At 40.1% G+C, this 22,395-nt stretch carries 26 protein-coding genes; 19 read left to right on the forward strand and 7 right to left on the reverse strand.

The genetic code is table 11. The features are described 5' to 3' along the window. Window positions 1-5: 5 nt before the first annotated feature. The 3 genes from FA727_RS12235 to fbpA form a co-directional block, all read right to left on the reverse strand. Window positions 6-1,175 carry an MFS transporter gene (locus FA727_RS12235; protein ID WP_136831236.1) on the reverse strand — a complete coding sequence of 390 codons (1,170 nt, stop codon included), beginning with the start codon at window positions 1,173-1,175 and terminating at the stop codon, window positions 6-8. A 103-nt stretch (window positions 1,176-1,278) separates the two neighbouring features. After that, entirely contained in the window at window positions 1,279-1,428 is a 150-nt protein-coding gene (gene ykzB, locus FA727_RS24410; protein ID WP_170209265.1) for a protein YkzB, read from the reverse strand. After that, window positions 1,418-1,600, reverse strand: a complete 183-nt coding sequence (gene fbpA / locus FA727_RS12240; protein ID WP_136831237.1) for a Fur-regulated basic protein FbpA — start codon at window positions 1,598-1,600, stop codon at window positions 1,418-1,420. The genes ykzB and fbpA overlap by 11 nt, the downstream gene beginning before the upstream one ends. Window positions 1,601-1,780: 180 nt before the next feature. Between fbpA and FA727_RS12245 the strand changes: the two genes are divergently transcribed. The 7 genes from FA727_RS12245 to FA727_RS12275 all read left to right on the forward strand — a co-directional run bounded on the left by FA727_RS12245 (window position 1,781) and on the right by FA727_RS12275 (window position 9,086). Beyond that, window positions 1,781-2,113 (forward strand): MerR family transcriptional regulator, encoded by a 333-nt coding sequence (locus tag FA727_RS12245; RefSeq protein ID WP_136831238.1) that lies wholly within the window; start codon window positions 1,781-1,783, stop codon window positions 2,111-2,113. 425 nt (window positions 2,114-2,538) lie between these two features. Next, the gene (locus FA727_RS24765; protein ID WP_136831239.1) at window positions 2,539-4,122 is read left to right on the forward strand and encodes a TNT domain-containing protein; all 1,584 of its coding nucleotides are present in this window, start codon (window positions 2,539-2,541) and stop codon (window positions 4,120-4,122) included. A gap of 3 nt (window positions 4,123-4,125) precedes the next feature. Then, window positions 4,126-4,368, forward strand: a complete 243-nt coding sequence (locus tag FA727_RS12255; protein WP_136831240.1) for a hypothetical protein — start codon at window positions 4,126-4,128, stop codon at window positions 4,366-4,368. A gap of 14 nt (window positions 4,369-4,382) precedes the next feature. Then, window positions 4,383-5,150: a hypothetical protein gene (locus FA727_RS12260; protein ID WP_136831241.1), complete on the forward strand. Its 768-nt coding sequence runs from the start codon at window positions 4,383-4,385 to the stop codon at window positions 5,148-5,150. A gap of 28 nt (window positions 5,151-5,178) precedes the next feature. Next, window positions 5,179-5,385: a hypothetical protein gene (locus tag FA727_RS12265; RefSeq protein ID WP_136831242.1), complete on the forward strand. Its 207-nt coding sequence runs from the start codon at window positions 5,179-5,181 to the stop codon at window positions 5,383-5,385. Window positions 5,386-5,545: 160 nt separating this feature from the next. Then, window positions 5,546-7,339 carry an ABC transporter ATP-binding protein gene (locus FA727_RS12270; protein WP_306461671.1) on the forward strand — a complete coding sequence of 598 codons (1,794 nt, stop codon included), beginning with the start codon at window positions 5,546-5,548 and terminating at the stop codon, window positions 7,337-7,339. Next, the gene (locus FA727_RS12275) at window positions 7,293-9,086 is read left to right on the forward strand and encodes an ABC transporter ATP-binding protein (RefSeq protein WP_136831244.1); all 1,794 of its coding nucleotides are present in this window, start codon (window positions 7,293-7,295) and stop codon (window positions 9,084-9,086) included. Before FA727_RS12270 ends, FA727_RS12275 begins: the two co-directional genes overlap by 47 nt. Before the next feature lie 239 nt (window positions 9,087-9,325). Here FA727_RS12275 and FA727_RS12280 read toward each other — a convergent pair whose 3' ends face one another. Beyond that, window positions 9,326-9,682 carry a YrdB family protein gene (locus FA727_RS12280; protein WP_136831245.1) on the reverse strand — a complete coding sequence of 119 codons (357 nt, stop codon included), beginning with the start codon at window positions 9,680-9,682 and terminating at the stop codon, window positions 9,326-9,328. A gap of 319 nt (window positions 9,683-10,001) precedes the next feature. Between FA727_RS12280 and FA727_RS12285 the strand changes: the two genes are divergently transcribed. The 12 genes from FA727_RS12285 to FA727_RS12340 all read left to right on the forward strand — a co-directional run bounded on the left by FA727_RS12285 (window position 10,002) and on the right by FA727_RS12340 (window position 19,668). Next, entirely contained in the window at window positions 10,002-10,898 is an 897-nt protein-coding gene (locus FA727_RS12285) for an NAD(P)/FAD-dependent oxidoreductase (protein ID WP_136831246.1), read from the forward strand. A gap of 59 nt (window positions 10,899-10,957) precedes the next feature. Continuing rightward, a complete protein-coding gene (gene ybaK, locus FA727_RS12290) occupies window positions 10,958-11,434 on the forward strand; it encodes a Cys-tRNA(Pro) deacylase (RefSeq protein ID WP_136831247.1) in 477 nt (158 codons plus the stop codon). A gap of 106 nt (window positions 11,435-11,540) precedes the next feature. Next, a complete protein-coding gene (locus FA727_RS12295) occupies window positions 11,541-12,629 on the forward strand; it encodes a PRK06851 family protein (protein WP_136831248.1) in 1,089 nt (362 codons plus the stop codon). 99 nt (window positions 12,630-12,728) lie between these two features. Beyond that, window positions 12,729-13,532: an ABC transporter permease gene (locus FA727_RS12300; RefSeq protein WP_136831249.1), complete on the forward strand. Its 804-nt coding sequence runs from the start codon at window positions 12,729-12,731 to the stop codon at window positions 13,530-13,532. Window positions 13,533-13,535: 3 nt separating this feature from the next. Further along, entirely contained in the window at window positions 13,536-14,342 is an 807-nt protein-coding gene (locus FA727_RS12305; protein ID WP_136831250.1) for an ABC transporter permease, read from the forward strand. 14 nt (window positions 14,343-14,356) lie between these two features. After that, window positions 14,357-15,364: an ABC transporter ATP-binding protein gene (locus tag FA727_RS12310; RefSeq protein WP_136831251.1), complete on the forward strand. Its 1,008-nt coding sequence runs from the start codon at window positions 14,357-14,359 to the stop codon at window positions 15,362-15,364. 22 nt (window positions 15,365-15,386) lie between these two features. Further along, a complete protein-coding gene (locus FA727_RS12315) occupies window positions 15,387-16,043 on the forward strand; it encodes a DNA alkylation repair protein (RefSeq protein ID WP_136831252.1) in 657 nt (218 codons plus the stop codon). Between the two features lie 19 nt (window positions 16,044-16,062). Further along, window positions 16,063-16,914: a Cof-type HAD-IIB family hydrolase gene (locus tag FA727_RS12320; protein ID WP_136831253.1), complete on the forward strand. Its 852-nt coding sequence runs from the start codon at window positions 16,063-16,065 to the stop codon at window positions 16,912-16,914. 11 nt (window positions 16,915-16,925) lie between these two features. Beyond that, the gene (locus tag FA727_RS12325) at window positions 16,926-17,993 is read left to right on the forward strand and encodes a PQQ-dependent sugar dehydrogenase (protein ID WP_136831254.1); all 1,068 of its coding nucleotides are present in this window, start codon (window positions 16,926-16,928) and stop codon (window positions 17,991-17,993) included. Window positions 17,994-18,181: 188 nt separating this feature from the next. Beyond that, entirely contained in the window at window positions 18,182-18,445 is a 264-nt protein-coding gene (locus FA727_RS12330; protein WP_136831255.1) for a CD3324 family protein, read from the forward strand. A 134-nt stretch (window positions 18,446-18,579) separates the two neighbouring features. Beyond that, on the forward strand, window positions 18,580-19,230 hold the full coding sequence (locus FA727_RS12335; RefSeq protein WP_136831728.1) for a FusB/FusC family EF-G-binding protein: 651 nt from the start codon (window positions 18,580-18,582) through the stop codon (window positions 19,228-19,230). Between the two features lie 219 nt (window positions 19,231-19,449). Further along, a complete protein-coding gene (locus FA727_RS12340) occupies window positions 19,450-19,668 on the forward strand; it encodes a hypothetical protein (protein ID WP_136831256.1) in 219 nt (72 codons plus the stop codon). Window positions 19,669-19,774: 106 nt separating this feature from the next. On the opposite strand, the gene FA727_RS12345 is transcribed toward FA727_RS12340, so the two are convergent. From FA727_RS12345 to FA727_RS12355, 3 genes are read right to left on the reverse strand one after another with little or no spacing between them, the layout of a single operon-like run. After that, window positions 19,775-20,419 carry a TetR/AcrR family transcriptional regulator gene (locus FA727_RS12345; RefSeq protein ID WP_136831257.1) on the reverse strand — a complete coding sequence of 215 codons (645 nt, stop codon included), beginning with the start codon at window positions 20,417-20,419 and terminating at the stop codon, window positions 19,775-19,777. Window positions 20,420-20,476: 57 nt separating this feature from the next. Continuing rightward, window positions 20,477-21,505: an ABC transporter permease gene (locus FA727_RS12350; protein ID WP_136831258.1), complete on the reverse strand. Its 1,029-nt coding sequence runs from the start codon at window positions 21,503-21,505 to the stop codon at window positions 20,477-20,479. Then, window positions 21,502-22,233, reverse strand: coding sequence for an ABC transporter ATP-binding protein (locus FA727_RS12355; RefSeq protein ID WP_136831259.1), 732 nt, complete (start codon window positions 22,231-22,233; stop codon window positions 21,502-21,504). The genes FA727_RS12350 and FA727_RS12355 overlap by 4 nt, the downstream gene beginning before the upstream one ends. Between the last annotated feature and the right edge of the window lie 162 nt (window positions 22,234-22,395).

A 22,395-nucleotide genomic window follows, 5' to 3' on the forward strand; every position in this document is an offset into this window, starting at 1 on the left:
GCCTCCTAGTTTTTTTCGAACTCCATTTTACGTGCACGACTTGAATACGATTGGAAAAAGATAATCGCAACAGCTGATAAAATAATTCCTGAGATATAGGGAAGGCCGAGCGAAACAGAGAAGAGCCAACCACCTAATGGAGGGCCAATAATTCTGCCAAGTGAATCAAAAGAGGACAACAATCCAGTTGTACTTCCGTGTCCTGCGGTTGATTTTTTCGTCAATAACGAGGAGACACCTGGGCGAATAAGTCCATTTCCAATTCCAAAGACCGTTAAATAGATCGCAGCTGTGACGAAATTATTGGTTAGTAAAATTAACCCAAAGCCTACAGCTGAAATCACGATCCCCATTTGGATAACCGTACCCTCTCCCCATTTCTTTGTTAGCTTGCCGATTAATCCACCTTGAACATACGCTTGTGCCAAGCCCATAATCATAAAGATATAGCCGAGCTTAATAGCATCCAGATTTGCTTTTTCAGCAGCAAAATAAGCAAAGGTCGCCTCTAAGCCAGCTAATGAAATCGAGACAAAGAATTGTAGAAAAAATAAGAACGAAGTAGGTTCGTTCAAAGCTTGTTTGAATGGGTTTTTACGTTCAGAGCGTTTACGGTTCTCTGGTGCCAATGATTCTTTTAACACAATCATGACGATAAAAAAGGTGACAAATGATGTTCCGCCAGCAATGTAAAATGGTAATCCTAGAGCTGTTTCTGAAAAGACACCACCGATGGCTGGTCCAAAAATAAAGCCTAGACCAGTTGCAGCACCAATTACACCCATTCCTTTTCCTCGGTTTTCCTCAGATGTGATATCCGCAACATACGCCATTACAGTCGGCATGTTGGCAGAAGAAAGAAATCCACCAAGGATCCGTGCGAGAAATAACATCCATAGCTGAGTTGAAATGGCCATGAGGAAAAAGGATAAAGATAGTCCTAGAATTCCAATCATAATGACCGGTTTACGCCCGAGGCGATCAGAAATACGTCCCCACATCGGAGCAAAAATGAGCTGCATAAATGAGTAAATGGCCATCAGCAAGCCAAGTTCGGTAGGAGATGCCCCGATTTCCTCCGCATAAAAGGGAAGTACGGGAATAATGATGCCGAATCCGACCATCACGAGAAACATGATGGCGAACAAAATAGGCAAAGACTTTTTAGATTCCAAATTGTCCACTCCAAGCAAATAATATCAAGGAAATTATATCACTGTTCTGGTGAAAAATAGAAATCTGCATAAAAAAAGTGCCTCATCTGAGACACTTCAGTTCTTATACCACTCTTTGGCTGTTTTGAACTTTTCTAAGTAATTCATCCGCGCGTTCTCCGGCTGCCTCCGCGAAGTTTTCGTAAATTTGATCCCGCAATAGATCGAGCTCTACAATTTTTTTTGCTAAATCGATAACTTCTTTATTTGCCATGATCGAGAACTCCTTTCTTTCCTTTGCTGGTCTTTGTTACTTTTTTATATTCAACTTCAAGCTCGGAGAGGGTTAATGATTGAATATCTTCTCGCTTAAAAGTGCCTGACTTGACTAAAAATGTGATGACCTGATCCCGCCTTTTCTCCACAGCATTTCTTAGGTATGGCATGCGTTCTCACCCTTTGTTTTTGACTATACAGACATTGTATGGAGAAATACCATTAAATTCACTTGTTTTGTAAGGAAATATTACCCTCTTTTTATTTTTATGTAAGATAATCTGACAAAATGCTAATGCTTCCATGGAAATTCATTATATAATTGAAAAAACAACTCGAGGGGTGACGAGATGAAAGAGGACCCTTTATATAAGAATCGAAAGGTAATTACAATAGGTGTCGTTAGTGAATTAACTGGCCTTTCTGAAAGGCAAATCAGGTATTACGAGGAAAGAAAGCTTATTTTTCCAGAACGCACAGAGAGAGGAAACAGAAAGTACTCCTTTTCCGATGTAGAACGACTTATTGATATTGCGAACAAACGGGATGAAGGGGTCCGCACCTACGAGATTAGACAGGAAATGTTAAAAGACAAAAAGCGAGAGGATGATGCAAAAATTCGTAATCAAATGCTGCGTGGGCAACTGAACGCACGCTTTGGTATTCCGAAGGGGAAGAACTAAATGTTATGAAAGAAACCAGATCTCACAATAGATCTGGTTTTTTAGTAATCTCACAATCTATTTGTCAAAATTTTTAAAAAAGGTTAAAAAGAACTAATGATCTTTATATTTGTAACGCTGTTCGAAAGATACAGTTGATAACTGGTATAAAATTCATATTTTTTCTATTTTGTTGTGTGTCTATTAACCTAGAAAAAATTTAGATTTGTCTTTTGGATAGGAATATTTTTACATAAAAAATACCAAAGTGTGATAAAGGCAAGATTTGATCTAATGGTAAAATATAGTAATAATTAGAGAGATAATTAGAGTTCCGTTCATATTAAAACATAAACGATACGACAGCGATGAGATTTGCCTTCCGTCGCTTTTTTCTTGCAGTTTTCTTCGCCAGTTTACGATATTGAACTTTCAAGGAGGTAAAAATGAATCGTTTCAGGAAAGTAGGGCTCTTTAGTTTTGTTACTATGATATTGATTAGCTTCCTTTTTACGTTATCTACTCCTGTATGGGCAGATGTGGACGATGTAGAATCACAAAACCAAAGGATCACCAAGATAGAAGTGACTGATCCTAAGGATGATCCGAGTGACAATGACGACTCGGTTTTGGATCGATTGACGGATTGGGGAAAGAAGCTCATTGCTGACATCAAAGTTAAACTGATCGATGTGAAAGACCTGATAGTAGATGAATGGAACGAGTTCACTGACTGGGCAGGAGATAAATGGAAAGATTTCAAGGACTGGTCTGAAGATGCCTGGGATGATCTCAAAGAATTTTTCTCGCAAGAGTGGGTACAGACAGTATTAAAGGTCATTGGTGCAATAGTGGTTATCGCAGGAATTATTCTTGTTGGTGCGTGGGTATTGGCTGCTGTCGGTATAGCCTTGTCAGTGGGAGTTGTAGTAGGGGCCATTGCCTTTGGTGCAATCGGGGTATTATCGACAGCAATTGGCGGGGATACAAGTTTCAAGGGGATGCTTGCAGGTGGACTTTCTTCAGGGATTGCATCATTGGCGGGACTTGGAATTTTACGTGCATTAAGCATATTCAAATTTTTACCGGCGTCCGGTTTTTTAAGAGTAGTAACATTAGGATTGTTTGGCGGTTCGGGTGCAGTTGGTTTTACGATCTTACATGGCGCTTTGCATTATCTCTTCACAGGTGACAGTAGCTTTTGGAAGGAAGCCTTCACCCTAAACAGTCTACTTTTTAATTTTACAATAGGCGGGGTAATGGGACCTGTGGCGGCAAAGCTTTTTAGTAGTGTAGGGACCCAAACGATAAGGGGCCCAGGAAAATGGGTTGCAGGAATTTTAACGAAATATACAAAAAAACCAGCAACGAAAATCGCCAGTTCCATTAATCGGGGATGGGGAGCGTTTAAGGCAAGTTCGGTTTACAGTGGATTAAATGGAGCCACCACGACTGTATTTGATGGCATTACGCAGTGGAAAGAAAACGGAACAATTGATTGGAAAAAGGCAGGAAAGCGAGCAGCTATTACTATCGCAACCACCATGGTTCTGGTCGGAGCCGGTACGTATTTTGCTCCAAAATTCGTCATACATAGCTGTGCGTGTGATGACCCAGCAATAACGAAGATTAGTCAGAAGGCAAAGAGTGCTGGCGATAGTGCTGCGGGTAAGGGCACTGTTAAAACTAACAATTGGTTCGATGAGTCAGGAAATATAATATGGCCGAAGCAAGATGGTTTTGAAGGAGCCCCTCAACCAGTAACGCTTCAGATAGGTACAAGAATTGACAGGTACGGATTAGAAACCGGTAGATTTGTATCTCCTGCAGGTACACCATACGGTCAACGCTCCTTAGCGCCGGGAACTGAGTCTAAGCCGTATAATGTTTATGAAATAGTTAAACCAATTGAAGTACAAGGCGGTAAAATTGCTCCTTGGTTTGACGAACCAGGTGGTGGTATCCAATATAAATTTGATAAGTCGGTAAAAGAACTTATTGATGGTGGTTATCTTAGAAGGGTGGAGTGATAAATGAATTTCAAAGAATTAGAGTTAAGGTTAATTTCGGAAAGAATTAGACGTGATGTGTATTCTCTGGAAGGGGGATTACCAAACGAGGCTTACTGTATTTCTCAGACAAATGGAATATGGGAAGTTTATTATAGTGAGCGAGGAAGTAAATCTGGCTTAAAGGTATTCCGAAAAGAGGAAGAGGCATGTCAACATTTTTACGATTCGTTAATTAAAACTCTTAGAGATATGGGACTTTATTAAACTCAATACCTTGATTGGCAAAGTGCCTGTCAAGGTTTTTTAATAATGGGATCATACATAATACTCTATTAAAATATACAAAGAAACCTGCAACGAAAATCGCCAGTTCCATCAATCGGGGATGGGGAGCGTTTAAGGATAGTTCGATTTATAGCGGATTAAATGGAGCTACCACGACTGTATTTGATGGCGTTACGCAGTGGAAAGAAAACGGAACAATTGATTGGAAAAAGGCAGGAAAGCGAGCAGCCATTACCATTGCAACCACCATGGTTCTGGTCGGAGCCGGTACGTATTTTGCTCCAAAATTCGTCATACATAGCTGTGCATGTGATGACCCAGCAATTACGAAGATTAGTCAGAAGGCAAATGGTGCTGAGGATAGTGTTGCGGATAAGGGTAAGGCTGATTTTTATGTAACTCCATCTGGAGATGCAGTTCCGTCAACTGGATACAGGTATATGTCCAAGGATGCACCTTATATTGATCAATTAAGTAAAACAAAGGTAATTCCTGTGAATTCAAACGGTACTTACTTTAGTTTTAATAAGTTTGATTCACCTGCACCGGGGAAATTACAAGTTCCACATGATGCATCTATTCGAGGCTCTTTTGATACTTTACAAATTATTGATGATATTAGAATACCTAATGGTAATTGGGGAAAAGCAAATTACTTAGAACCTCTAACAAAGGATTTCCCTGAATATGGTCCAGGAGGAGCAACACAGGCAATCACAAAATTACAAATAAAGTTAGAGCGTATAAATAAATTACCTTAATTCAAAACATGAAAAAGGGGAGATAATTGTGTATAAAGCTTCAAAAAAAGACATAGAACTCACGAAAAAAATAATTAAGGAAGAAATGGAAAAGAATAATGTTGATATGACTAATATTGACATTGAAGATGTTGCAATAAAAGTATTGGACATTTCCTATTCAATTGGAGGAGGGTATGGAGAGAATACAATTAGAAAAGTCACAGATTCAATGATGAAAAGAAATATATATTAAATCTTTTTGTTGGCTGCAAAAAATTAATTATTATAAAAGAAACCTTGATTGGCTATATGCCTTTCAAGGTTTTTTAAGTTGGTGAGGCTACCCCTTTCATCGGAACTAAATTTCAGATAATCAAAAGGGTATCGAAGAGATTGAATTTTTGGTAAAATTGATGATTATCTACGGAATTATTTTGGGTTGCGAAATAACGGAACGTGGAGAACAGCATGGGGGAAAGATGATGAAACTATTACTAAAGTTCGCTAAACCGTATAAGCTAGCCATGTGGATTGCCGTATTTTTTACGATTTTAGAGCTGGCGGTGGAATTATATCAGCCCGTTATTATGTCGATTATCATTGATGAGGGGATTGTCAAAGGGAATCTTTCCGTCGTCTATACGTGGGGAGGAATATTGTTAGGACTTTCATTTATCGCTTTCGCTGGTGGAATTATCAATTCCTTTTATGCAGCAAGAGCAGGCCAGGGAATGGGAGCTGATATTCGAAGCAGCTTGTTTCATAAGATCCAAGAATTTGCTATTTCTCAGTTTCAAAAATATCCTACTTCCTCATTGATCACAAGATTGACCAATGATATTACGCAAATTCAAAACTTTATTTTTATGATTCTCAGGATTGCATTAAGGTCACCTTTATTTATCATTTTCGGGATTGTTATGGCCTATACGATCCATGTGAGGCTTGCTCATATTCTACTAATCTCCGTTCCGGTTCTATTACTTATCACCATTTGGATTTTAAAAAAAGGTGTATTTCTATTCCAGCAAGTGCAAAGAAAATTGGATGGAGTGAATCGTGTTATTCGCGAAAATTTATTAGGCATGCGTCTTGTTAAAGCCTATGCACGTGAACCATTTGAAGAGGAACGTTTCGTCAAAGTAAATACGACTTTAATGGATGATAATAAAAAAGCATTAAGGTTAATGGAACTTTCCATGCCGATTTTGATGCTAGGCATGAATGTGGCGATCATTATCATCCTGTGGTTTGGTCATATTGAGTTAAGCATAGGAGGAGCAAAGCCTGGAGAAGTTGTCGCAGTCCTCAACTATGCATCACGGATCATGTTTGCCTTTTCTATCTTTTCTTTCTTCATGATGAATTTCTCGAGAGCAAAAGCCTCCTCTGAGAGAATCTCCGAGGTTCTGGACGAGCACACAGCTGAATTGCCAGAAAAAGAAACGGTGAGTAAAACGTTCAAGGGGAATATTGATTTCTCCCATGTGTCCTTTCGTTATCTGGAGGATGAGGTTCTGGACGATATTCATTTTTCGATCAAGGCTGGAGAATCCATTGGCATTCTTGGTGAAACAGGCTCGGGAAAATCAACGCTATTCCAATTGATTCCTCGTCTGTACGAAGCAAGTGAAGGTGAGATTTTTATCGATGGTGAAAATATCGCCGCGATGGATGTGCAAAGCTTACGTAGTCAGATTGGATTGGTACCACAGGAGGCGCATCTTTTTTCTGGAACCATTAAAGAAAATCTTCATTGGGGTAAAGATAATGCGACTATAGAGGAAATTATGGAAGCGGCGAAGCAAGCGGAAATCCATGATTTTATCATGAAATTACCTGAGGGCTATGATACGCATATTGGGCAAAGAGGAGTCAATTTTTCCGGTGGGCAAAAACAACGTCTGTCCATTGCGCGAGCCCTTGTCCGCAAGCCTAGCATTCTATTATTAGACGATAGCACGAGTGCACTTGACGCGCGCACAGAGGCGAATATTCTTGAAACACTGAAAGAACAAGCGTGTACAATTTTGTTGATTGCGCAAAAAATTAGTTCGGTGAAGGAAGCGGACCGGATTCTCTTGCTTCATAACGGTAAAATTGTCGCGTTTGGTAATCATGCCACGCTTTTAAAAGAAAGCAGCTACTATCAAAGAATTTATGCATCACAGGCTGAAGGAAGGGAGGCGGGCAAAATTGTCTACTAAAAAAGCAAAAGATATGAAAGGGACCATGCGACGAATCTGGCAGTATATGGCGAAGGAAAAGGGGCTATTTTTCCTCGTGATGGTCATGATTTTGATCAGTTCAGCTCTTGCATTAATTGGACCGTATCTATTAGGTGTGGCAGTAGATGGAGTGATCTCGGGCTGGGGTGGAGAACAGCTCTTTCCGATGCTCGCGTGGCTCGTTCTCATTTTCGTCCTCCAGTCTGGGGCAATCTTTTTCCAAAACTACTGGATGATTGGGATTGCGCAAAACGTCGTCTTTTTTATGAGAAATCATTTATTCTCACATCTACAAAAACTGCCAGTGGCCTTTTTTCAAAAAAGACAACACGGTGAGTTAATGAGCCGTTTAACGAATGATATGGAAAATGTCAGTAGAACGTTAAATGCCGCAGTAATTCAAGTGATCACGAGTACACTGACGCTGGTTGGGACCATTATCGTGATGCTGTTTCTTAGTCCCTTGTTAACTTTCTTAACATTGTTAATCGTTCCAGTCTTGTTCGCGGGAATGAAATGGATTACGAATCGTACTGGAGCTTATTTTAAAGAACAGCAAAGAGAATTGGGCGACATGAATGGTTACATAGAAGAAACCATTTCCGGTCAAAAAATCATCAAAATGTATTCGCAAGAGAGTCGTGTGATCGAAGAGTTTGAGGAGAAAAATGAGGCGCTAAGAGTGTCGAGCTATTGGGCGCAAACGTATTCTGGTTTTATCCCGAAATTGATGAATATGCTGAACAATGTTAGCTTCACCATCATTGTTGGGGTTGGCGGAATTTTAGCTGTAAAAGGGGTCGTTTCAATTGGGGTAATTGTCACCTTCACGACGTATTCTCGTCAATTTACTCGCCCATTGAATGACTTAGCGAACCAGTTCAACATGATCTTGTCCGCCATTGCGGGAGCAGAGCGTGTATTTCAAATCATGGATGAGGAAAAGGAAGCCGTAGATGAAACGGAGGCTGTTGATATTTCCTCATTGGATGGAGAGATTGTCTTTGAACACGTTTCTTTCTCCTATGAAGAAGACGTCGCAACTTTGAAAAATGTGAGTTTCCGTGCTGCTCCAGGTCAAACCATCGCACTTGTTGGACCAACAGGCGCTGGAAAAACAACGGTGATTTCGTTATTGTCTCGTTTTTACGATGCGGATGAAGGAACGATTTACGTGGACGGTGAGGATATTAAAAACATTACGCGACGGAGCTTGCGAAAACAGACAGCCTTTGTTTTACAGGATTCAGTCCTTTTTAGAACGACGGTAAGAGAAAATATTCGCTATGGAAACTTGGTTGCTACAGATGAAGAAGTCGTGGAAGCGGCGAAGAAAGCAAATGCACATGAGTTCATCATTAAGCTTCCAGACGGTTATGATACGGTCTTGAGCTCAGAAGGAAGCGATTTAAGCCATGGACAGCGCCAGCTCCTTTCGATTGCTCGTGCGATGCTGGCAGACCCGTCACTGCTGATCTTAGATGAAGCGACGAGCAGTATTGATACGATTACGGAAATGAAGATAACAGATGCTTTGACCAAGTTGATGGAAGGCAGAACCTCGTTCGTCATCGCTCACCGTTTGAATACGATTCAAAATGCGGATTTGATTATCGTTTTGAAAGATGGGCAGGTAATTGAGCAAGGAACGGACCGAACGTTGCTTGAAAAGAACGGATTTTATGCTGATTTGGTACGATCTCAGCGGCAAAAAGGAATTGGTTAATCTATACTTTCATTAAGCCACGCCCTTTTGGAGTATACCTATAAGTATAAAAACAATAAGATAGCAAAGATTCTGCTATCTTATTGTTTTTAGAAGGTTTATGACAATCCTAAATTAGCAGGAACAAAATATATTATGCTCCTGCTAATTGCAGTGAGGAACACGGTGGTCATTAAAAAGCGTTAGTGCACTAGCTTCAACAAAAAATGCGTTAATCCTTCTTTGATTAAGTCCCCGATTCACATTTTAACTTCATGCAGATTCAAGATGAAAACTGTCATCACGATAAGAACGGATATTATTAGAAAAGTAACCCCGAGTCCACTTTTCCCAGTTGCGTATAATGCTACCGAAGCAAAAACAAATACAACTAGCTTAAGTGTTGTTCGTAGAGGGAAGGGAAAGATAGGCAGCGACGCTTTTGGGGAGAGAAAAACTCCCCATATAGTTGCAATAACGAGCGGTGCAATTATCGCTAATATGATCTTGACGGCGGTCCCTGTGTAGAGGTGATATGCCCAGTAGCTGAACGAAGCAATTGCACCTAGCTCTAGTAGGAAAAATGCTGTGAGAATGAAAAAATTTATCGATTTCATTTCGAACCAGTACTCCTTTCGTTCAATTCTTTAAATGGACTACACTTTTAATAGTAAATCAAAGTAATGTAACACTCGTAATAAATATTTCTTCCTAAACATTGTTAATACCTTCTTAGAGTAACTTTCTCCGTTCGTCCAATTAAATATTTCGAGTGTGAAATCCTCTGTATTAATTCTTAGTTTATATATGCTTTTTCTGCAAGAATTTCACTAAACTTAGTTAGAATTACGCATCCAACATAAATTTCTAAAATGAGTAACAATATACTCCCTCGGGGAAATTAAAAGGTAACCATTTTTGAAGGGAGTCCTTTTCATGAATTACGATTGCATCATTATTGGCGGTGGGATTGCTGGATTGCAGGCGGCGATTCAGTTAGGAAGATACATGCATAAGGTTCTCGTTATTGATGCAGGGGACGGCCGCTCAACGATATGCCAAAGTTACCACAACATCTTAGGGTATCCAGATGGGGTAAGTGGGGAGCATTTGCGAACTGCTGGTCAAAGCCAGGCAGAGAAATTAGGGGTACAATTTTTACTCGAAAAAGTCGAGAAAATCGAGCAGGCAGAAACGTTTGTTGTGACCGTCCATAATGGTACCAGGTACCACGGGAAACGAATATTAATCGCGACAGGAGTGATGGACCGTTTGCCGGAATTTCCGGAACTATTCCCATGCCTAGGGCAAAGTGTATACGTCTGTCCAGATTGTGATGGCTATGAAATCAAAGACAAGCCCACCATTGTGCTCGGTTCTGGGAATGTGGGAGCAAGTATGGCCCTAACGCTTACCTATTGGACGGACAACCTCATTTACATAAATCATGAACTTCAAAAAGTAGATGCTGATCTCCTACAACGTTTAAATGAAAAACAAATCACTTATTATGAGATGCCAATTCAGTCCGTACTCGCCGAAGGACATCACTTTCAAGGAGTCATTCTCGAAAATGGAGAAAAGCTTGAAGCGCGCCATGGTTTTGTTGCCTTTGGCTCGAATGAAGTGAAGTCCCAATTAGCTAATCAATTAGGCGCTGAACTTCTAGAAAACAAGCATATTATCGTGGATCCACGGACGAAAATGACGAGTGTTAAAAATGTTTGGGCAGCAGGGGATATTGTGGCCCATTCCGAGCAGGTGACAATCGCTATGGGGGACGGGGCACAAGCGGCAATTTGGATTCATAAATCACTCATGGAAAACGAATAATTGGAAGCTCTTTCCACTTCTTGATAAGATGGAGGAAAAAGAAAAAGAGGGTATGAGTCATGAAGGTCAGTAAGACAAATGCCATGCGAATATTGGATGCGAAAAAAATTTCTTATAAACTTTATTCCTATGAAAATAAAGATGGAAAAATTGATGGCGTTTCCGTCGCAGGAAAAATTAATAAGGATCCGAAAATCGTTTTTAAAACATTGGTTGCCCAAGGGACAAGCAAAAATCTCTATGTGTTCATTGTTCCAGTAGAAGATGAGCTTGATTTGAAAAAGGCGGCAAAAGCGGCTAATGAAAAAAAGATTGAAATGATTCCCGTCAAGGATATTCAGAAATGGACGGGCTATATAAGGGGTGGCTGTTCGCCCATTGGGATGAAGAAGTCGTATCCGACTTTTATTCATGAAGGTGCACAGAACTCGGAAACGATCGTTGTCAGTGGAGGGAAAATTGGTCTTCAAATGGAACTTAAGGTAATGGACTTACAATCAGCCAGCGATGCAAAGTTAGTTGACCTCATCAAATAGAACGATTTGTCATGATTTTTGACAAAAGGTTGTTAGGTCATTAACCCAGCCGCCCATTTTTGCATATGAATAAAAGGAAGAAAATCCTTTAAAGGATGTGTTAATTTTGGCTGGGAAGATTATAAATTATTACGCAGGTGGAAATACGGCTCGAGGATTTTACAGTTTATACGAGGAATGTCTCGAAGGACTTGACCGAGTATTTATTTTAAAAGGTGGTCCTGGTACAGGGAAATCTACTTTAATGAAAGATATAGGCACAAAATGGGTGGAAAAAGGATTCGATATTGAGTTTTTACATTGCTCTTCCGATAATAATTCCATTGACGGAGTCATCATTCCAAACTTAAAAGTAGGAGTGGTAGATGGAACGGCACCGCATGTGATTGAACCGAAAGCTCCAGGTGCTGTGGAGGAATACGTGAATTTAGGAGAGGCTTTGGATTCAGAAAAACTAGCTTTGCAGAAAGATAGAATCATCGACTTAACGAAACAAATCAGCACAGCGTTTAACGCTGCTTACAGTACTTTTGAAGAAGCTTTGAAAATACATGATGACTGGGAAAAAATCTATATTGATAGCATGGACTTCAATGAAGCCAATAAACTAACCGAGAAATTGATAGAATCCTTTTTTGAAAGCATGTCTTTAAACAAAAAATCTGCTATTAAGCACCGTTTTTTAGGAGCAGCGACTCCAAAAGGAGCAATCGACTTTGTTCCAAACTTAACGGAGGATATTCCGAAACGCTTTTTTCTAAAAGGAAGGCCAGGTTCAGGTAAATCAACTATGCTGAAAAAAATCGCCAAAGAGGGAGAAGAACGGGGATTTGATGTAGAGATTTATCATTGTGGTTTCGACCCTTATAGTTTAGATATGTTGATTTTTAGAGAATTAGGAATTGCTATTTTTGATAGTACCGCTCCCCATGAATACTTCCCATCTCGTCAAGGGGATGAAATTATCGATTTGTATGGAACCGTTATTAAAGCCGGAACAGATGAAATCTTTGCTGACAAAATAGAAGTTTGTTCTAAAAAGTACAAAGAGAAAATGAGTGAAGCCATTTCTCATCTTACCGAAGCCAAGGGATTAAGAGATGAACTTGAAAGCATCTATATCGATGCTATGGATTTCTCTGTTGTGACTTCACTTAAAGAAAAAATTATTGAAGAAATTGAAAAACTCTCCTAGGTATCAAAGGGCTGTCCGGAACTGGATAGCCTTTTCTCATCACCCTATGTTAGAATATGGAATAGTCTTAATAATCTAAATTTGTACAAGAGGTGCAAAATGGGTCAATTGAATATGTATTGGACATTTACGAAAAAAGCATTTTTGCGCTCGGCTGTTTACCGTTTTGAGGTATGGTCAAGGACAGGGTCCAATTTAATTTTTTTGGTCATGTGGGGGTCCATCTGGACAGCTCTTTATGCCGGAAGGGAAGAAGCAGCAGGGGTATCCTTCACGGCCATGCTTACGTACATAGTAGTGAGCAAATTTTTAGATGGCGTAAATGAGGCAGGGACGCCTTTATGGGATATTCAGGAGAAGGTCCGGACAGGCGACATTTCTCTTGAATTAATGCGCCCTTTTGATGTCCCATTGAGGTATTTATTTGCCGACTTCGGTAGTGTCGCTTTTTATATGCTGACAGCCTTGTTGCCGATTTACTTTCTCCTTTTTTTATTTATGGACTTAACTCTACCTACAGATGGATTCACTTGGATCTATTTCATTCTTTCTGCCTTCCTCGGATTTCTCATTCGTTACTGTGTGGAAATGACGTTTGGATTACTTACCTTTTTCTTAGTTGAAACGGGTGGAATAGAGGATATTTTTTATTTTGCCATGTCCTTATTATCCGGTTCAGTCATCCCCCTTTGGTTTTTCCCAGGGTGGCTAGAAACAATCGCGATGTACCTACCTTTTCAAAGCATTTTCTTTCTACCAATTTCGATCTTTATCGGTCAAATAAGCGGAAGCCAAATCTACATGGCCTTAGGAATTCAGTTGTTCTGGCTTGTGGTTTGCTATTTAATTTTGCGACTTGTTTGGAACCGAGCGTCACATAAAGTGGTCGTTCAAGGGGGATAAAAAATGGCTATCGTGAAATACATAAATTTATATTTCAAACTTATTGGTGCAGGTGTTAGAGCTCAGCTCCAATACCGTTTTGCTTTTATCATGCGGATTATTGGCATGCTGACTGCTTATACGGGGACTGCTGTGACGATGTGGGTAATGCTCTATCAGTTTCAAACTTTAGGAGATTGGAATTTTTACGAAATGCTCTTTCTCTTAGCCCTTTCGATTGTTTCGTGGGGATTTTGCATTATTTTATTTTTCCATTTTCGCAGTCTAGATACATATATACTTAACGGGACATTTGACCGTTTTCTTGTTCGGCCAATCAATCCTTTTTTTCATTTTATGGCGATGAAATTTGAAGTTTCATCCTTTGGTCAGTTTATCTTCAGTGTTGTCGTACTTACATGGGTCAGCTTCGAACTGCAGATCGATTGGACAATCGGAAAGGCCATATTTTTACTTGGTGTGATCGTAGGAGGAGTTTTGATTCAAGGGGGACTTCTCGTGATTATTTCTGCCCTGGCTTTTTGGACAACGAAGTCCGAGCAATTCTACTGGGTGGCGATGTATCCTGCGAGAAATCTGACGTACTATCCTCTGATGATTTACCCGAAAATCCTCCAATGGGTGACGGCTTTTGTGATTCCGTTTGGGTTTGTGAATTATTTTCCGTCGACCGTCATTTTGGAAAAAGAAACACCGTTTTTTCCCGATGCAATCGGGTATTTTTCACCATTAGTTGGAATTTTGTTTTTCATGCTTTCTTATTTTATCTGGATGCAAGGATTGAAACGATATAAAAGTACAGGCTCATAGAAGGATGTGTGGACATGTCAATCATTGAAGTGAATGGGTTGCAGAAAGAGTTTTTCATCGCGAAGCGTGAGACAGGAGTCATGGGGGCGGTAAAGAGTCTTTTTAAGCGAGAGTTTACGAAAAAAGAAGCGGTGAAAGACATTAGTTTTTCGATTGAAAAAGGGGAGATGGTCGGTTATATCGGGCCAAATGGAGCGGGGAAGTCGACGACGATCAAGATGCTTACAGGAATTTTAGTGCCTTCTAGCGGAGACGTCAGAGTAAATGGCATCGTACCCTATGAAAATCGTCAGGAAAACGCGAAAAATATAGGCGTCGTATTCGGCCAGCGAACTCAGCTTTGGTGGGACTTGCCCACGATTGAATCATTTGAGCTTTTAAAAGCGATCTACCGCGTTCCAGACAAGCGTTATAAAGAGAACATGGACATTTTTCAAGAGATTCTCGGACTCAATGAATTTATTAATACGCCAGTGCGGCAGCTCTCTCTTGGGCAACGGATGCGTGCTGATATCGCAGCATCCTTACTTCATGATCCAGCGATTCTATTTTTGGATGAACCAACGATTGGTTTGGATGTCGTCGCAAAAGAAAAAATGAGAACCTTTATTCAAGAGATTAATCGTGAAAAACAGGTGACCGTTATTTTAACGACTCATGACATGGAGGATATTGAGAAGCTATGTCAGCGCATGGTACTGATCGATCACGGGCAGAAGGTGTATGATGGAGAGATACTAGCGGTAAAAGAGCGCTTCGGAAAAATGAGAACCCTTGTCGTGGACTTGGAGGATACGTCCAAGCAACGATTTGTTACTGGTGGTGAACTGGTGAAGCAGGAAGGAAACAGGTATTGGATTCGTTTTAATCGCGATGAAATTTCCGCGTCTGACTTGATTACACAAATCTCCCAAACGCATAATATTAAAGACCTAACGGTAGAAGAGCCTGACATTGAATCGATCATCAGTCGCATTTACCAAGAAGGTTTTACGGAACAACAAGAGACCGTACAAATTTGAGAACGTTTCGAAGGAGAGAAAAATGTTAAATGAACTAGTGTCATTATTTGAAGCAAACCGAAATGAAGCAAATGCGAGTCCGATGAAAAAATATTTGCGGGATCAATTTGAGTTTCTTGGGATTAAGACTCCCGAAAGAAGAGAACTACTTAAGCAATTTTATCAAGAAAGTGGAATCTTAAAAGCCCCATTTCAACCCGACTTTGTCCTTGCTCTTTGGGAAAAGGAAGAAAGAGAGTATCAATATGCGGCCTTGAGCTATTTAGAGAAGTTGGTGAAGAAGCTAAATAAGGATGATATGCCTCTTTTAGAACAGCTCATTACGACGAAATCCTGGTGGGATACGGTGGATACGATTGCACCTAAGCTGGTTGGTCAAATCGCAGCCACATATCCAGATGTGATATCATCTAAGATAGATGGCTGGGCAGTGAGTGACAACATCTGGTTAAGAAGGGCAGCCATTTTGTTTCAGTTAAAATATAAGAAGAACACGGATGAAGCGCTTCTTTTTCGTTATATCAAAGAGAACGCGTATGAAAAGGAATTTTTTATCGAAAAAGCGATTGGCTGGGCTCTGAGGGAATATTCAAAAACAAATCCTCAATCGGTCAAACAGTTCATCGAACAGCAACCTTTAGCGAGCTTAAGTATTCGTGAAGGTAGTAAATACATATGAATGGAAGGTGTGTGCAACAATGATTAAATGCATCGCGATCGATATGGATGGAACCTTGCTCACAAAGGAGCATGTGATTACAGAGGAAAATAAAAACGCGATTAAAAAGGCTCAAGAACAAGGCGTTGAAGTCGTCATTGCGACAGGACGCTCTTATCCTGAGGCGATTTACATCTTGAAGGAAGCGGGCATCACTTGTCCGATGATTTGTGTCAACGGAGCTGAAGTGAGAACGCCTAACGGAGAGATTACAGATTTCAGTCCGCTTGATAAAGAAGTTGCTAAACAAATCGTTCAGAAGCTTGAAGACAACGATGTGTATGTGGAGTTCTTTACGAGCAAGGGCATCTTTACGATGGATATGGAAAAAGGAATCTCCATTCTCAAAAATTTCGTTGAGACAACGCATAGTGATGCAGATGCGGAGAAAGTGGAAGCAATTTTACAAGAACGAGTGGAATTTATTACAGAGATCGAGAGCAGCGACTTTATCTTTGCGGATAAAGACCATCATATTTACAAGCTCTTAACTTTTTCCTTCGACAGTGACGTGTTAGGGAAGGTTCGCCAAGAATTAAACGAGGTAGATGGCATTGCGATTAGTTCTTCAGGAAAAGAAAATCTTGAAATTAATGGCATTCATGCGCAAAAAGGGCTAGCTCTCGAAGCGTTTACTGCAGAACGAGGGATCTCACTTATGGAGACAATGGCCATTGGCGATAATTATAATGATATTTCCATGTTTCAACGCGTAGGTCGTGCTGTTGCGATGGGAAATGCTGATGATGCCGTGAAATCACAATGCCACTTTGTTACTGCGACCAATGAAGAGAGCGGTGTAGGCAAAGCGATTTTGGAGGCAATTAAATAAGGGGGTATTAGATGAAAAAATGGGTGCTTGTTTCTCTTCTTCTTTTGACTGCTTGTACATCAAGTCCCGAAAACGAAGACATGAATCAAGAAATACAGGAAGTGAATGTTCCAAATTTAACACCCACTGTGATGGCAGAAAATCTAAATATTCCTTGGTCCATTAACAAACTGGACAATACTTTTTATATAAGCGAGCGAAGCGGTAGTGTCATGAAAATTGAAGGGGACTCCCAGTTGCGTCAAAAAGTGGTACTAGAGAAGCCGCTAGCAACAGCTGCCGAGGCAGGGTTGCTTGGATTTGTGTTGGCGCTGGATTTTAATGAATCGGGTAGGGCGTATGGCTATTATACCTATCAGGATGAGTCTGGTCAGTTTAATCGGATTGTGACGTTTAAACTAGAGGATGACGTGTGGCAAGAAGAGGAGTTATTGGTCGATCATATCCCAAGTGGGCAGTATCACCACGGTGGACGCTTGAAAATTGGTCCAGATGGTAAATTGTACGCGACAACTGGAGATGGCGCTACAGACCCTGAAACGGCACAGGATGTGACATCGCTCGGTGGAAAGATTTTACGAATGAATTTGGACGGCTCGATTCCAGACGACAACCCTTTTGGCGACTCCTACGTTTATAGCTATGGGCATAGGAATCCTCAAGGGCTCGCCTGGGCCGAAGATGGTACGTTGTATGAAAGTGAACACGGCCCATCTGCTCATGACGAAATCAATTTGATTAAGCCTGAAGCTAATTATGGCTGGCCCAATGTCGTTGGCGAAGAAACGAAGCTTGGGGTGGAATCACCGCTCTTTCAATCAGGTACCGATACGTGGGCACCATCTGGAATGGCGTATTATGAAGGAAAACTGTATGTAGCCACATTAAGAGGCAATGCTGTTCGTGAGTTCGATTTGAAAACGAAGGAAACGCGCGAGCTCATTACCGGACTCGGTCGAATCCGTGACGTTTTGATTGAAAACGGAACCCTATATTTTGTCTCGAACAATACCGATGGCCGCGGGACGCCTGATGAGAAGGATGATCGACTCTATACAATTGATTTAAAAGGATTGTAAGAACTTGAGGGAGGTGTATACACGATGGAGAATCTCTTAAGATTGTCTGGGACTTCAACCACTCATGCAAAGCCTATTATTGGAAAGGCGATACTTTGCATGGGGCGAAATCGTTAATTTTTATCGCTAACTAATAGATTGGCTTTGCACCTTATTTGATAGAACTCAAGAATAAGGAGCGAGCACAAATGAAGTATACGAATGCAACCAAAGTTTTACCAGAGGAATTACTTGAAGAAATACAAAAGTATGTTCAGGGAGAAACTCTTTATATTCCGAAGCAAGAGTACCAAAAATGGGGTACTTCAAGTGGCGGGAGACGGATGCTAGATCGTCGAAATACGAGCATCAGAAATTCTTTTAGGACGGGTATTAGCATTCAGCAACTAGCGAAGGACTACCATCTTTCGACTGAAACGATTAAGAAAATTGTTTACTCGCATAATAAATAGATGAATGACACTGGTGAAAATTTGTCACCAGTGTTTCTTTATGTAAAGAACGTTTCTAACTTATTTTCTCCATTTTAAAAGGGCATCGTATCACTTAGAATAATGGTTAAGCAATAAGATAGGAGAATTACATGATGACCGAACAATTTATTAAAAATGAACAGTTAAATTTTATAAAACGGCAGATTGCGATCATTAAGGATAGTATTAAAAAGAATGTAAGTTCAAATGTGTTGAGGGCAACGATTGACTTAGCCAATGCCAAAATCATAGAACTTTTTCCAACAGCCTCTGTCGAACAACAAGAGATGCTCGATCTTTCTAAACTGAAGAAGGATGATGAGTATGAGCAATATATCAAACATCTAACATCCTTTGTGTTTCCATTTCCTGAAATCACAGAGCAACAGCTGAAAAAAATGTTTCCGAAGAACAAAAAATTGAAGCTACCTGACCTTTCGTTAATTGACCATAATCACTTAACCTATTTAAGCTGGAACGATTTAGGAACTAACAAAAAATACATTGTATATGAGTTGGATGGTGAAATGGTTGGAATCGAATGTAGACTGACCCCAATCAGTAAGAAAAATATGTGCTCCATCTGTAATAGTTTTAGTGAGGTTTCTTATTTTTCTACCGTCACAAAAGCGAAAAAAGCAAAAAATCCGGACTACTATAAATCGATCGGCAATATTATTTGTGTGGATAGCGCGGAGTGCAATAAGAAAATCACTGATGTTGAATATTTAGAGGCGTTCTTGACTGATTCACTTGGAAAATAGAATCTGTTTTCACAAAAGAACAGGCTCAGGGTTCACGTTATTACCACATCTAGGATCGAGAGGGTACGCATTTATGGATAAGAGGAATGGGGTTAAGGACCGAGCTGATAAATAGCAGGAAAAATTCCGCTAAATTAGTTGTTATTATTAAAAACAGCTTATATAGACGGAGTAATTCCGCCTATTGACTCGAAAAATGTGAAAATAGGGGGTTTTTCTTTGCATAATCGGAAAAACTTCCCTTATATATCCCAAAACGCGCTTCATTCTGCATCTAAACGGAAAAACTCCGCTTATATTCCTCTTACAGATTACAAGACATCATATTTAGAAGAGAATGAGTCAAGAGAAATAAATCCAGTAAATATAAATTTAAAAAATGAGCCGCAATTGAGCCGGATAAAAAAGAAAGAACCTCATATTGATTTATTACGTTGAAACGTACCACAAGTAATCAGGATTTTTGTATTTCTAATAAAGAAACTCGCCATATTTTTCGCTGGCGAGTTTTCCTTTTTTAATGCTCAAATTGGAACCGTGGGCTCTACTTCTTAATTCCATGCAAAATAAATTGAATCGTACGCTCCATTTCCACTTCATCGTCCCAATCAAGCTCAGGTAAAAGCAAGTTTCTTGTGACAATAAAGCCGAAAATACTAGAAGCAATTCCTCTGATGATGGTGGCAGGAGGGAGGTCGACAAGCTGCCCCTTCTCCTGATAGTGTTGAATGATAAGAGTCGCCTTTTCAATGACCTTCATTCCAATATGCTTTTTAAACAATTCCTTCAACTCAGGCTGAAAAGGAATTTCTTGAATAAGAATTTTAAATAAAAGCTTATTTTTGCTGACGAACGCAATTCGATTTTTCAGCATCGCTCTCAAAAAATCATCAATCGATTCATGATCTTGATTTAACACTTTTTCCATATCTCGAATGACGAATGGAGCGATAAATTTCTGCACCATCGGACCCACTATGGAAATAAGCAAATCCTTCTTCGTTTTATAATGGCGAAAAATGGTTCCCTCTGCTACACCAGCATTTTTAGCGATTTCGCTTGTAGAAGTAGAAGCATACCCTTTTTCAGCAAAGGCCTCGATAGCGGCAATAATGATTTTCCTTTGCTTAGCCGTAAGCTCGTCATCATATTCATATAAATCTCCAATAAGATTGTCTAGCTCGTTCATGTAAAAGCTCCTTTGAAACAATAATAACCTTATTGTAATTGAAAATGAGTCAAAATGTTAAATCTTACGGTATTTTCGTAGTGCGAGTATGTTTAGGATTACAAAGAAAACTGAAAAGCCGATCAGAACGAGCAAATTCAGGTAAATTTCATCCCAACCAGCTCCCCTCACCATCACATTGCGAAGTGCATCTGCCGCATAATAGAGTGGAGTAAATGGTCCAATCCAGTTTAACCACTCAGAAATCGTCTCTAAATTAAAGAGTCCAGAGAAAAAGATCTGAGGGACAATGACGATCGGAATGAATTGAATCATCTGTAGCTCGTTATTGGCGAATGCTGACAGCAAAGTTCCCAAGGTCAGAGCTGTGAATGAGAGTGCGAGTGTGATCAAGAGAACGTAAATAAAAGCCCCTTCCATCAACATTCCTAATACATAAATGGCAAAGGAGACGATGATGGTTGATTGAATCACCGTAAAAATCCCAAAGCCGACAATATAGCCGACAACGATTTCCCATTTTCGTAATGGGCTCGATAATAGTCGTTCGAGCGTTCCGGTCGTTCTTTCTCTTAAAAAAGATACGCCGGCAATCAAAAAGACAAAGAAGAATATGAAAAATCCTAGTAACACGGGTCCGAAATAATCAAACTGCCCCATTTCATCTGAGCCATGAACGTACTCGATATCTAAGTCACTTGCAGTACCAGCTGGCTGCAGTGGTTTAAAGGCTTCTTGAATCCATCTCATTGTGGCTCCATTTACGTTTGGATCGCTGCCCTCTAAGACGATGGATGGAACATTTTTATCAAAAACAATATAGCCATCTATTGTTTTTTCCTCTATATCGGTCTTAGCAGTGCCCTCATCTGTGTATTTCGTGATGTCTGCATCGTCTAAATGAAGTTGTTCTTCAAGTGCTTCTGGAATATCAACCAACCCAACCTTAGGAACGTAGTCATCCCCATTAAAAACGAGATGAAGCATCGTTAAGATTAAAATCGGTGCAAAAATAAGTAGGGCCATTGTTCGTTTATCACGAATAATTTGCCTTAAAATCCGGATAAATAATGCTTTTACTCTCATGCGTTCACACCTCCGTACACTAAGAAAGCTTCTTCGATAGAAGAGGAGTTGGTGTTTTCTTTAAGTTCATCTGGTGTACCAACAGCAATCAATCCTCCGTCCCGAAGGAGTGCAAGTCGGTGACATTTTTCCGCTTCTCCCATGACATGAGTAGTGACGATGATGGTCGTTCCCTTTGCATTCAATTCGTAAAAAGCATCCCAAATGCTTTTTCGTAAAACGGGATCTATTCCAACGGTTGGTTCGTCGAGAATTAATAATTCTGGCTCGTGGAGCAAAGCAATCGCAAGGGATAATCGGCGCTTCATTCCACCTGAATAATTGTGAACCGCTTTATTCAAATGCTCCGTGAGTTGCACGATTTCCATTACTTCATGGATTCTAGCTTGTAGACCTTTTCCTTTTAACCCAAAAAGTGAACCGAAAAATTCAAGATTTTCTTTGGCAGTCAGCTCACCGTATAATGCATCGGATTGAGCCATATAGCCAACGCGCTCAATTAGCTTTAGAGAAGGCATTTTTTCATGAAAAAGAAAATTTTCTCCCCTATTCGGAATCTCTAAACCTATAAGCATTTTTACTAGAGTTGTTTTTCCAGCCCCAGAGGGACCGAGGAGACCAAAGATTTCTCCTTTGTTAATGTCTAAAGAAATGTCTTTTAATACTTCTTGTTTACCGAACGCTTTCGAAACGTTCCGAATCGAGATGATGGATTCATGTGAACTCATGTTATCACTCCTATTTTAAAAGTGAGTAATCACTCACTATCATCATAAACTCACATTTTGGATTTGTAAATGATTTTTAGAGATGGACATCAAGAAACGTGATTTACCGCACATTGCTTTTAGAATCACTCCGTTAAACTAGGAATTAATAAGGAGGTGGAG

It is taken from the genome of Robertmurraya kyonggiensis, from assembly GCF_005116465.1.
GTDB lineage: Bacteria > Bacillota > Bacilli > Bacillales > Cytobacillaceae > Robertmurraya > Robertmurraya kyonggiensis.

Bases quoted from the DNA above. Each gene is read 5' to 3' on its own strand.
- ykzB (WP_170209265.1), bottom strand. From the start codon at position 1,428: ATGGCAAATAAAGAAGTTATCGATTTAGCAAAAAAAATTGTAGAGCTC.
- fbpA (WP_136831237.1), bottom strand. From the start codon at position 1,600: ATGCCATACCTAAGAAATGCTGTGGAGAAAAGGCGGGATCAGGTCATC.
- FA727_RS12245 (WP_136831238.1), top strand. From the start codon at position 1,781: ATGAAAGAGGACCCTTTATATAAGAATCGAAAGGTAATTACAATAGGT.
- FA727_RS24765 (WP_136831239.1), top strand. From the start codon at position 2,539: ATGAATCGTTTCAGGAAAGTAGGGCTCTTTAGTTTTGTTACTATGATA.
- FA727_RS12255 (WP_136831240.1), top strand. From the start codon at position 4,126: ATGAATTTCAAAGAATTAGAGTTAAGGTTAATTTCGGAAAGAATTAGA.
- FA727_RS12270 (WP_306461671.1), top strand. From the start codon at position 5,546: ATGATTATCTACGGAATTATTTTGGGTTGCGAAATAACGGAACGTGGA.
- FA727_RS12275 (WP_136831244.1), top strand. From the start codon at position 7,293: ATGCATCACAGGCTGAAGGAAGGGAGGCGGGCAAAATTGTCTACTAAA.
- FA727_RS12280 (WP_136831245.1), bottom strand. From the start codon at position 9,682: ATGAAATCGATAAATTTTTTCATTCTCACAGCATTTTTCCTACTAGAG.
- FA727_RS12285 (WP_136831246.1), top strand. From the start codon at position 10,002: ATGAATTACGATTGCATCATTATTGGCGGTGGGATTGCTGGATTGCAG.
- ybaK (WP_136831247.1), top strand. From the start codon at position 10,958: ATGAAGGTCAGTAAGACAAATGCCATGCGAATATTGGATGCGAAAAAA.
- FA727_RS12300 (WP_136831249.1), top strand. From the start codon at position 12,729: ATGGGTCAATTGAATATGTATTGGACATTTACGAAAAAAGCATTTTTG.
- FA727_RS12305 (WP_136831250.1), top strand. From the start codon at position 13,536: ATGGCTATCGTGAAATACATAAATTTATATTTCAAACTTATTGGTGCA.
- FA727_RS12310 (WP_136831251.1), top strand. From the start codon at position 14,357: ATGTCAATCATTGAAGTGAATGGGTTGCAGAAAGAGTTTTTCATCGCG.
- FA727_RS12315 (WP_136831252.1), top strand. From the start codon at position 15,387: ATGTTAAATGAACTAGTGTCATTATTTGAAGCAAACCGAAATGAAGCA.
- FA727_RS12320 (WP_136831253.1), top strand. From the start codon at position 16,063: ATGATTAAATGCATCGCGATCGATATGGATGGAACCTTGCTCACAAAG.
- FA727_RS12325 (WP_136831254.1), top strand. From the start codon at position 16,926: ATGAAAAAATGGGTGCTTGTTTCTCTTCTTCTTTTGACTGCTTGTACA.
- FA727_RS12330 (WP_136831255.1), top strand. From the start codon at position 18,182: ATGAAGTATACGAATGCAACCAAAGTTTTACCAGAGGAATTACTTGAA.
- FA727_RS12335 (WP_136831728.1), top strand. From the start codon at position 18,580: ATGACCGAACAATTTATTAAAAATGAACAGTTAAATTTTATAAAACGG.
- FA727_RS12345 (WP_136831257.1), bottom strand. From the start codon at position 20,419: ATGAACGAGCTAGACAATCTTATTGGAGATTTATATGAATATGATGAC.
- FA727_RS12350 (WP_136831258.1), bottom strand. From the start codon at position 21,505: ATGAGAGTAAAAGCATTATTTATCCGGATTTTAAGGCAAATTATTCGT.
- FA727_RS12355 (WP_136831259.1), bottom strand. From the start codon at position 22,233: ATGAGTTCACATGAATCCATCATCTCGATTCGGAACGTTTCGAAAGCG.